The sequence below is a fragment of the Paenibacillus sp. 598K genome, assembly GCF_003851045.1.
Taxonomy (GTDB): domain Bacteria; phylum Bacillota; class Bacilli; order Paenibacillales; family Paenibacillaceae; genus Paenibacillus_D.
This window is the reverse complement of the sequence record NZ_BFBX01000064.1, coordinates 12,848-22,901: the sequence shown is the minus strand read 5'-3', so window position 1 is coordinate 22,901 and position 10,054 is coordinate 12,848. Positions and strand designations below refer to the sequence as shown.

The following is a 10,054-nucleotide window of genomic DNA, read 5'->3' as shown; positions in this document are numbered from 1 at the left end:
TTCATGCCGCCGAACGGCGCTTGCAGCTCGACGCCAGCCGTCTCGGCATTGACGCGCACCAGGCCCGCCTCCATATCCTGGACGAACGACATCACGTTGCCGATGTCGCGCGTATAGATCGAAGCGCTCAGACCATACTCCGTATCGTTGGCCAGCTCGATCGCCTCGTCGATGTCGCGCGCCTCGATCAGCGCCAGCACCGGCCCGAAGATCTCCTCCTGAGCGATCGCCATGTTCGAGGCGACCTTGTCGAAGATCGCAGGCTCGACATAGAAGCCGCGCGACAGCTCGCCGCTCTCCAGACGTTTGCCGCCATGCAGCAGCACCGCGCCTTCCTCGATCCCCTTGTTCACATACGACAGCACCGTCTCCATCTGCGCTTCGTTGGCGCATGGTCCGAGCCAGGTATCGCCCGCCAGCCCGTCGCCGACCTTCAGCTCCGACACCTTCTCCACCAGTCTCGCCTTGAACGCCTCGTAGATGCCCTTGACGACGATGACGCGGCTAGTCGCCGTACACTTCTGCCCCGTCGACTTCAGACCGCCGCTGATCGTCGCATCGACCGCCAGCTCCAGATCGGCATCCTCGGCGATGATGATCGGGTTTTTGCCGCCCATCTCCAGCTGGTACTTGGCGCCGCGCGCCAGCGCCGCCTGACCGACCCGCTTGCCGACGCCATTGGAGCCGGTGAAGGTGATGCCGTTGATGTCTGCATGCTCGGCGATGCCCTGTCCGATCACCGAGCCGCTGCCGATGACCATGTTGAGCACGCCAGCCGGGAAGCCTGCGTCATGGAAGCACTGCATCACCTTGGCCGCTGTGACCGCCGTCTCTGTCGCAGGCTTCCAGACGACGGTATTGCCGTAGATGAGCGCCGGAGCGATCTTCCAGATCGGGATCGCCACCGGGAAGTTCCACGGCGAGATGACGCCGACCGTACCGAGCGGCGTGCGTGTCGTATACATAAAGGCGTCGGCGTCCGTTGAAGGGATGACATCGCCAACCTTGCGCATGCCCTCGCCTGCGTAGTAGCGGAGGATCGCTACGCCACGCGCCGTCTCCCCCTTCGCCTCGGGCAACGTCTTGCCCATCTCGCGCGTCATCGCCTCGCCGATCTCCGCCATCCGGCTCTCGATGATGTCCGCCGCCTTGAACAGCAGCGCGCCGCGCTGCGAGCCCGCCAGCTTGCGCCATGCTCGCTGCGCCGCCTTGGCCGCTGCCGCCGCCGCATCCAGATCGGCCTTCACCGAGTTCGGGATCAGACCGACGATCTCGTCGCGGTTGGCCGGGCTGATGCTCGGCTGCGTGCCGCCCTCGGAGGCTTTCCACTCGCCTTGGATATAGTTGTCATAGGTTGCTGCCGTTTCATTGGCCATCGTTCCTCATCCTCCCAATATCTAGTACTCAGATTATAAATAATAGCTTAAGCCATCGCTGCAGTGTTGACCAGCGTACCCAGTCCGGTAATCTCGATCTCGATCACGTCGCCTGCCTCCAGGGTGAACTGGTTGGGCGGCACGACGCAGGTGCCGGTCAACAGCACCGTGCCGTCAAAGACGACATTGTCCCGATGCAGATACGACGCCAGCTCCTCGAGCTTGCGCTTGAGCTGCCCGGTGCTGGCCGACTCGTCGACAAGCTTCTCTCCGTCCCGGTAGATCCGGCAGGCGATGTCGAGCGCATACGGGTCCGCCACCGTCTCCGGCAGTCGGATCGCCGGGCCGATCGCGCAGGAGCGCTTCCACACCTTGGCTTGCGGCAGATAGAGCGGATTCTCCCCCTCGATATCGCGGCAGCTCATGTCGTTGCCTATGATATAGCCGACGATGGCCCCTTCGCTGCTCAGCACCAAGCCGAGCTCCGGCTCCGGCACCTGCCACTGCGAGTCGTTGCGCAGGCTCACCTGATCGTTAGGGCCGACCGTACGCGCCGCCGTCGACTTCAGGAACAGCTCCGGGCGCTCGGCGTCATACACCTTATCGTAGAAGGTCGAGGCGTCCAGCTTGCCGCCGGTCGCTTCATAGTTGCGGGCCTCCCGGCTGCGCTGGTACGTGACGCCTGCCGCCCACACCTCGGGCGCTTCGATAGGCGCCAACAGCTCGAGCTTGCGCCAGTCTCCCGCTGCCGGCTCGGCATCGGCGATGATGGCGTTTACATACTGTAATGGCGTCTTGCCCTGTTGCTTGGCGCTGGCCAGCAACGTCATATAGTCGGCGTCTGAGATCGGATACAGCTGTTCCTCGTCCGTGACAGCTGCCAGTTGTGCTACTGCGCCGTCGCGATAGCGGATGATCCTCATAGTAGTCGCTCCATTCGTTTTATAATGTAAAACTCGGTTCTGTAATCTACACTTAGATGATAGCAAACTCCCGCCTCGAAGTCTACTCCCGTTTGAAGAATGCGGCAATCGGTTATTATGGACTGTACAGTATGTATAGTATAATAAAGAATAGAAGTATCGACCGATGGGAGGATGACCGGGTGCACATAGGAACCTTTTACCGCTCATGCATCAGTATTATTCTCGTCCTGCTCATCATCTATCTGCTGCACAAGGTTCGATTTTTGTTCGAGCCGTTCGTGCTGGCATTCAATATCGTCCTGATGCCGATTTTGTTTACGATTTTCTTCTATTACCTGCTGCGCCCGATCGTCGGCAAGCTACATAGCTGGAAGGTGCCGCGCGCTATCTCGATCTTGCTCATCTATGGCGTGCTTGCAGGGCTTGTTGTGCTGTTCTTTTTCCTCGTCTGGCCGACCTTGCAGCAGCAGACCTACGACTTCATCAACAGTCTGCCGCAGCTCGCGGAGGATGTGCGCCGACAGATCGAGGAGTTGCAGAGCCAGGAGCTGTTCCAGGGCGTCAATCTGAACGACTCGTCGCTCACCGATCGACTGACCGACTATTTGTCCAATGCGATCAACTCTGTGTCGGATTATGTATCGGGCGCCGTCTCGTTTTTTACGACCTTCTTCATCGTCGTCGGCACCGTGCCGATCCTGCTCTACTATTTGCTGAAGCAAGACCGCGCCGCCTCCCGCAAGCTGATCCGCAGTCTGCCCCGCAACTGGCGGCACGAGGCGCATCGCACGCTGCTCGAGGTCGACCGCATCCTGAGCGAGTTTATCCTAGGCCGGGTACTGCTCTGCTTCCTGCTCGGCGCGATGATCTATGTCGGCTTCCTGCTGATCGGCCTGCGGTACTCGCTGCTGCTGGCGATCTTCGCCGCGATCGTCAATCTGATCCCATATATCGGCCAGATTATCGGCATGGTGCCGGTCGTCATCGTCGCCTTCATCGACTCGCCGACGACCGTCATCTGGGTGCTCGTCATCAATCTGGTCGCCCAGAACATCGAGAGCAACTTCCTCGGCCCGCACATCTACGGTCGCAAGCTCGATATCCATCCGGTGACGACAATCCTGACCGTCCTGATCGCCGGCACGATCGGGGGCATCGTCGGCATCATGGTCGCGATCCCGGTCTACATGATTACCAAGGTGATCGCTGCCAAGGTGTACGCCTATCTGAGGCATCGATCGACGCGACTGCCGGAGAGCGCCGACTCGTCCTAGGGTGTGCCAACACACCCTAGCGAGACGACAGCCAGGGTCAGCCCTTGGCCGGTCGGGCCCAAACATAGACAAAGGCTTCCTCTCCAACTGGAGAAGAAGCCTTTTGTGGTTGGGTTCGCCGCTCGCCATGGGCGAGGTACGAACACGAGCCGGAGTCCCGCGCTCCGGGGATACCGCTTGCCGAATAGCACCTAAAGAAACGATCAGTCTACCTTAGTCAAGCACGAAAACATTGAAAACCTAAAACAACGAAAGCCCTTCCTCTCTTCCATCCTTGCGGCTCCGAAGACCGCGCCAGTGAGAATCAGGTATGCTATATATCCATCCACTATATATATCAAGATTCGTATTGATTATTCAATGCAAGCAGTACGCCATGCCGCATTATAAATAACGCGTGCATTCCATTCTTATTAGAATAGCACATCTGGATTGTATTTGTCAATACGATACGCTTGCTTGCAAAACTGGCAGGTCAGCACCATCCCCGTATCGCCCATCATAACCTGCAGTCTGTCGTCATCCTCAGGCTCGATAATCTCCCGTCGCTGCTCGTCAAGCATGCCCGTTCCGAAAAAGCCGACCTGATTGCCGCAATCGCAAATAAAGGTTAATTTCATTTTTTTGTAAAACTCCTTCCAGTCTAGGCTTGACAATGATACAATTTGTATCATAAATTAAGAGTAATAGCTTGTCCTGCACATCCCGTATGCCTATGTATCCACAATCCGACTGTAGGTAAGGAGTCCAAAGACATGACGATGGGAGATCGATTGAGAGAATTGCGGCTGCGCAAAAAGCTGTCGCAGGAAGAAGTCGCACGTCATATCGGCATCACCCGCTCCGCTTATAGCCACTATGAGATCAATAACCGGCAGCCCGTCTACGAAACATTGATCAAGCTGTCGGTATTTTTTCAGGTCTCGTTGGATTATATGATCGGCGGCGAGCCGATACGCGAGGAGCAGATGACCGCCGATACGCTGGAGGTGATCCAGCTGTTCAATGTGATGAGCAAGGACCAGCGCAAGAAATCGATCCGTCGAATGCGGGAGATGATCGCCCAGAACGACTGAGGCGGTGTAAGCGCTCAACGCGAACATGCGGCAGATGGCGGGACGCCCTGTTGGCTGATCTCGCAATCATGCACAAAAAAAATGGAACTGATCTCGCACTCCTCTTGTCTAATCTATACAAAGACAAAAGGAGTGGTACACCATGATCATCCAAACGATGCGGCGCGGAGCCGCACTGCTCATCCTGTCGGCGCTGCTGGCGGCCTGCGGGCAAAACGAAGCGCCGGCCAACAATTCCTCCGGCTCGCCGGAGCCTTCGACCCCGCCGCCTGCACAGGAGCAACAGGAGTCGGCCAATGCCGATGCGCCAGCAGACCCAGTGGAGGACAATACCGAAGAAAGCGCGGAGGAGACCGAGTGGGGCGATGAAGGTATGCCGCCGACAGCCATGGAATCGGCTAAAACCGTCATGCGCGCGCTGAGCACTGGCAATATGGAGACAATCAGCAGTTGGGCGCATAAGGATAAAGGCGTCCGCTTTTCTCCCGGTCCGACGATCGACCCCGAAGCCGATGTGGTGATCGATGCCGAGGCGCTCGCAACCCTGATGAGCGATGACGAGGTCCGCACCTGGCGCGGTCCTGCCAGCAGCGACGAGGCGATCGAGATGACCTACGCCGACTATCATCGCCAGTACGTCTATGACAGGGATTATGCAGACGCAACGCCGCTGGAAAATGAGACCAAGGCCGACTCGCTGGGCAACCTGCTCGAGGTCTACCCTGCCGATACGTACGCCTTCGTGGAATACTATGTCGAGGGAGACGGCGGCTGGAGCCTCGTCCGACTCGTCTTCGAGAAGTTCGGCATGGACCATGCGCTGGTCGCCATCATTCACGACGAGCAAGCCTGACCCCGCATCCTTCTAGAACATGCGAGAAGCCTGAGCCTTCATCATCTGCCCTCTTCGGCGATGAAGGCTCTTCTTTGCGCGTCTGCGTGCGCTGGCCGTGCGTCCGCGCTGGCGAAGCCGCATGGACGCACGGCGTGACACACGATCTCCCGCCTCCATGCGAACCAGCCCGTTAGCCTCCCCGTCATCGCATCAGGCCGGAAGCGTCCCCATTATCGCCCTGCACTTACAGGCTCGGCCACTCGGCGGCCGGCAGCTCGATGAAAAAGCGCGTCCCCGCCCCTTCCACGCTCTCGACGCCGATGACGCCAAGATGGGCATCGACGATCTCCTTGACGATCGCCAGACCAATACCGCTCCCCTGCGCTTGCCCCGCATGTCTTCCCGCCCGGTAGAACCGTTCGAAAATATGCGGCAAATCCGCCTCTGAAATGCCAGCCCCCGTATCCTGTACGCTAACGATCAGCGACGACTGTGCTGCTGCATACTGGAAGCTCAACTGCAGCGTGCCGCCCTCCGGCATGTGGCCGAGGGCATTGTAGATCAGATTGGACATCACCTGCTCCATCCGGAAGCGGTCGAGCAGCAGCACAATACGCTCAGCGTCGGCCGTATGGTCAGGCTGCTCCAGCAGCAGCGAGCATTCGAAGACGATCCCCCGACTCTCCACATCGAGCTGGTATTGCTCGACGAGCTCCTCCACCCACTGGGCGAGCGTCAGCTGCTCCTTGTGGAACTGGACGACGCCCGCCTCGAACTTGGACAGCTCGAACAGCTCCTGGATGAGGCGGTTCAGCCCTCCGACCTTGCCCAGCATCATCCGCACATAACGATCCCGCTGCTCCGGCTCGGTGACGACGCCATCCTGCATCGCTTCCAGATAGCCCTGGATGAGCGTCATCGGCGTCCGCAGATCATGCGAGATGTTGCTGAGCAGACGGGTCCGCGACGTCTCCATCTTCTCCAGCTCGCGGTGGGTTTTCTCGAGCTTGGCATGGGAGGCTTGCAGTTCCTCGGTACGCTCTGCGATCCGCTCCTCCAGCGAGGCGTTGAGCTGTCTGGCCTCCGCCGATACTTGCTCGATCTGCGCCAGCGCCTTGGAGAAACGGCTGGAGATGATGAACGACTGCATCATGATGACGAAGAACAGCCCGACCGGCACAATATCGCTGACCGTCGACCATTCATTGTAGAAGGCCATATCGTTGAGGATGGTCAGCACAAAAACCGAGATGCCGATCAGCACGTAGACCGCGCCGGTACGCTTGCGGCGCACGGCCAGAGCGAGCACGTACAGGATGTATAGCGAGACGACGATGACGAGCAGTTGGAACACCGGCAGCAGCCGTGTGAAGTGGATACCCGGCATCGTCAGGACGATGGCGCACAAGACCAGCGTGCAGCCGGTCAGCAGCTTCAGCAGGCGACGCGACGCTTCTTGCGGGAACAGATGGTAGATATACATATAGCTCGACCAGGCCGCCAGCGCAAAAGCCGTATACTCCAGCTTCATCCCCGTCTCCCACGACACCCAGGGTAGCCACTGCACCAGGTAAGCATTGCCCGTCACGATCATCCTCAGCCCGACCATCAGACAGAGGATGCCAAAGTACAGCGTAAACCGCTCCTGGCGGCGCATCGCGTACAGCCCGAGATGATAAAAGCCGATCATCGCCAGACTGCCGAATATAATCATCTGATTGACCGTGTCCATGATCTGGTAGCGGATCACGTCGTCGCTGCCGCCGAACACGAAATCCACCCAAATCCCGCCCTTACGGTGATGAAAGTTGGCGATCTGGATCACCAGCTCATGCACCGGGCGATCATTGACGAACGTGGCAATCCCGGGGTATTGCTCGGGCACGGTGGTCTCTCGGCTCATACCGACGACGCCTCGCGACTGGACCAGCTTGCCGTCGATCCACAGCTTGTAGGCGGTGAAAATATTGGGTACCCTAAGCGCCAGGATATCCTGATCGGGATGCGCCGCGAACAGCAGCCGGTACGTTCCGTAGCCCTGTCCGTCCTCCAGCCTGTGGTCCGAGTCATAGCCGTTCCATGACCCGGGGATGCGGACGAGCTCTCCATCCGCCGCCTCCCAGTCCGCGCCCGGCTCGAGCAATTGGTGGCCATAGAATTCCCAATCGCCGTTCAGCCTAGTCAGCTCATAGCCCTTGCCTGCCAAACTGCTGAGGTCAGCCATCCCTTCCTTGGCCTTAAGATGGGTGCGATCGGCCACTTGCACGCAGCCGGCCAGACTGACGATCAGGATCAACAACGCAACCCATCCAGCGGTTCTTCGTAATACCACTTAGCGACAACCTCCAAAATCGATTGCTTCATAATGACTGCATTCGTTATAATAGCCTAGAGAAAGCGAGGGAAACCAACTGTGAGCAACACTCGCATCCTGGTCGTTGACGATGAACCCGATATAACCGAATTAATCGAGCTGTACCTGGTACGCGAAGGGTATGACGTGTACACCGTCGACAATGGCGACGGCGCGCTCGAGCATGCCCGGACGCTGCAGCCCGATCTCGTCCTGCTCGATATCCAGCTTCAGCCTTACGACGGCTTGCACATCTGCCGGGAGATCCGCAAGTTTTCCGCCGTGCCGATTATATTTGTGAGCTGCAAGAGCGAGGATACCGACATTATACACGGATTGTCCATCGGCGGCGATGATTATATTACCAAGCCGTTTAGTCCCCGTCAGTTGGTCGCCCGGGTCAAGGCGCAGCTGCGCCGACAGTTGCTGCTGACTGGCCAGGCGGAGAGCGGCGCCGCGCGCGAGACGGTGCTGACCAGCGGCGATCTGACGATCGACCTGGAGGCCCATAGCGCCCATGTCGCAGGCAAGCCGGTCAATCTATCCACCAAGGAGTTTAACCTGCTGACCCATTTTGTGCAGCACCCGAACAAAGCATTCCACCTGGATCATCTGTACGAGCTGATCTGGGGCACAGACAGCGCAGGCGATACACGGACCATTATGGTACATATCAGCAACCTGCGCAAAAAAATCGAGCCCGATCCCGCCCATCCCGTCTACATCGTCACGGTGCGCGGCGTCGGCTACAAATTTATCGGCAAGGAAGGTTAGTCAACATGTACATCGCAAATCAATGGCAGGACTATGAGGTGCTGGACACCGGCGGCGGCGAAAAGCTGGAGCGTTGGGGGGACATCATCCTGCGGCGCCCCGATCCCCAGATCATCTGGCCGCTCGTCAAGGAAAGCGGACCGTGGAAGGAGGCCGACGGCCACTATCACCGAAGCTCCTCGGGCGGAGGGCAATGGACCTTCCGCAAGCAGCTCCCCGAATCGTGGACGATCGCGTACGGACCGCTGCGCTTCCGCATCCAGCCGACCAACTTTAAGCACACTGGACTATTCCCTGAGCAGGCGGTCAACTGGAGCTGGATGATGGACAAGATCCGTCAGGCGGGTCGACCGATCCGCGTGCTCAATCTGTTCGCCTACACAGGCGGAGCTACTGCGGCGGCTGCCGCAGCGGGCGCTGAGGTGTGCCATGTCGATGCCGCCAAAGGTATGGTGCAGTGGGCCAAGGACAACGCCAAGCTGTCGGGTCTGGCGGACAAGCCGGTGCGCTACATCACCGACGACGTTTTCAAATTCGTGCAAAAGGAGCAGCGACGCGGCCGACAATACGATGCCATCATCATGGATCCGCCGTCCTACGGCCGGGGGCCCAATGGCGAGACGTGGAAGCTGGAGCAGAACCTGTATCCGTTCCTCGAATCGTGCATGAGCATCCTCTCGGACAATCCGCTGTTCGTGCTTATCAACTCCTATACGACCGGACTGTCCCCGTCGGTCCTGCACAATCTGCTAGACATGACCGTCAGTCGCCGTCACGGCGGCCTCATCCACTGCGGCGAGATCGGTCTGCCGATCACCCGCTCGGGGCTTAACCTGCCCTGCGGCATCCTCGGCCGCTGGGAGGCGGCGGACCGTTGAGCGAGCAGCATGCCGAGCGCGGCTCAGCGATCGAGGTGCTGTATGAGGACAACCATCTGCTCGCCGTCGTCAAGCCGCCTGGCATCCCTTCGCAGGAGGACGAGAGCGGCGACCCGGACATGCTGACGCTGCTCAAGGCCGATCTGAAGGTGCGCTACAATAAGCTGGGCAATGTGTACCTTGGTCTGGTGCACCGGCTCGATCGGCCGGTCGGCGGCGCGATGCTGTTCGCCAAGACATCCAAGGCCGCCTCCCGGCTGTCCGAGGCGGTCCGCAGCCGCAGCTTCGGCAAGACCTATGCCGCTGTGCTGGGCAGCGTGCCGCAGAGCAGGAGCGGCAGCCTGCGGCATTATCTGCTGAAGGACGCCAAGACCAACACGGTGCGCGCGTATGATCGCGCGGTGCCAGGGGCCAAGGAAGCGCTGCTGGACTACGAGGTCGTGGCAAGCGGCAGCGGCCATGCGCTGGCGGCGATCCGGCTCCACACCGGGCGCTCGCATCAGATCCGCGTGCAGATGGCGACCCTCGGCACGCCGCTGGCGGGCGATCGCAAATACGGCGG

At 59.4% G+C, this 10,054-nt stretch carries 10 protein-coding genes; 6 read left to right on the top strand and 4 right to left on the bottom strand.

Going from position 1 to position 10,054, the window contains the following annotated elements; translation table 11 throughout:
• Together gucD and PA598K_RS18470 are read right to left on the bottom strand one after the other, a co-directional pair.
• On the bottom strand, positions 1 to 1,376 hold a 1,376-nt coding region (gucD, locus tag PA598K_RS18475), incomplete at its 3' end, for an alpha-ketoglutaric semialdehyde dehydrogenase GucD (protein WP_128658387.1).
• A gap of 47 nt (positions 1,377 to 1,423) precedes the next feature.
• Entirely contained in the window at positions 1,424 to 2,299 is an 876-nt protein-coding gene (locus tag PA598K_RS18470; RefSeq protein ID WP_128658380.1) for a fumarylacetoacetate hydrolase family protein, read from the bottom strand.
• Between the two features lie 182 nt (positions 2,300 to 2,481).
• Between PA598K_RS18470 and PA598K_RS18465 the strand changes: the two genes are divergently transcribed.
• On the top strand, positions 2,482 to 3,576 hold the full coding sequence (locus tag PA598K_RS18465) for an AI-2E family transporter (protein ID WP_185602087.1): 1,095 nt from the start codon (positions 2,482 to 2,484) through the stop codon (positions 3,574 to 3,576).
• Between the two features lie 413 nt (positions 3,577 to 3,989).
• Here PA598K_RS18465 and PA598K_RS18460 read toward each other — a convergent pair whose 3' ends face one another.
• Positions 3,990 to 4,196, bottom strand: coding sequence for a hypothetical protein (locus PA598K_RS18460; protein ID WP_128658378.1), 207 nt, complete (start codon positions 4,194 to 4,196; stop codon positions 3,990 to 3,992).
• A gap of 135 nt (positions 4,197 to 4,331) precedes the next feature.
• On the opposite strand from PA598K_RS18460, the gene PA598K_RS18455 reads away from it, so the two are divergent.
• On the top strand, positions 4,332 to 4,652 hold the full coding sequence (locus PA598K_RS18455) for a helix-turn-helix domain-containing protein (protein ID WP_128658377.1): 321 nt from the start codon (positions 4,332 to 4,334) through the stop codon (positions 4,650 to 4,652).
• Positions 4,653 to 4,794: 142 nt separating this feature from the next.
• Entirely contained in the window at positions 4,795 to 5,505 is a 711-nt protein-coding gene (locus tag PA598K_RS18450) for a hypothetical protein (protein WP_128658376.1), read from the top strand.
• A 226-nt stretch (positions 5,506 to 5,731) separates the two neighbouring features.
• Here the strand turns inward: PA598K_RS18450 and PA598K_RS18445 are convergent, their stop codons facing one another.
• Positions 5,732 to 7,819, bottom strand: coding sequence for a sensor histidine kinase (locus PA598K_RS18445; RefSeq protein ID WP_128658375.1), 2,088 nt, complete (start codon positions 7,817 to 7,819; stop codon positions 5,732 to 5,734).
• Between the two features lie 81 nt (positions 7,820 to 7,900).
• Between PA598K_RS18445 and PA598K_RS18440 the strand changes: the two genes are divergently transcribed.
• The 3 genes from PA598K_RS18440 to PA598K_RS18430 all read left to right on the top strand — a co-directional run.
• The gene (locus PA598K_RS18440) at positions 7,901 to 8,614 is read left to right on the top strand and encodes a response regulator transcription factor (protein WP_128658374.1); all 714 of its coding nucleotides are present in this window, start codon (positions 7,901 to 7,903) and stop codon (positions 8,612 to 8,614) included.
• Positions 8,615 to 8,619: 5 nt separating this feature from the next.
• Entirely contained in the window at positions 8,620 to 9,492 is an 873-nt protein-coding gene (locus PA598K_RS18435; protein WP_128658373.1) for a class I SAM-dependent methyltransferase, read from the top strand.
• The coding region (locus tag PA598K_RS18430; protein WP_148091968.1) for an RluA family pseudouridine synthase at positions 9,489 to 10,054 on the top strand (566 nt) is incomplete at its 3' end. The genes PA598K_RS18435 and PA598K_RS18430, both read left to right, overlap by 4 nt.

What these genes read in the sequence shown, in the direction of transcription:
- PA598K_RS18470 (WP_128658380.1), bottom strand. Translation starts at nt 2,299, where the DNA reads ATGAGGATCATCCGCTATCGCGACGGCGCAGTAGCACAACTGGCAGCT.
- PA598K_RS18460 (WP_128658378.1), bottom strand. Translation starts at nt 4,196, where the DNA reads ATGAAATTAACCTTTATTTGCGATTGCGGCAATCAGGTCGGCTTTTTC.
- PA598K_RS18455 (WP_128658377.1), top strand. Translation starts at nt 4,332, where the DNA reads ATGACGATGGGAGATCGATTGAGAGAATTGCGGCTGCGCAAAAAGCTG.
- PA598K_RS18450 (WP_128658376.1), top strand. Translation starts at nt 4,795, where the DNA reads ATGATCATCCAAACGATGCGGCGCGGAGCCGCACTGCTCATCCTGTCG.
- PA598K_RS18435 (WP_128658373.1), top strand. Translation starts at nt 8,620, where the DNA reads ATGTACATCGCAAATCAATGGCAGGACTATGAGGTGCTGGACACCGGC.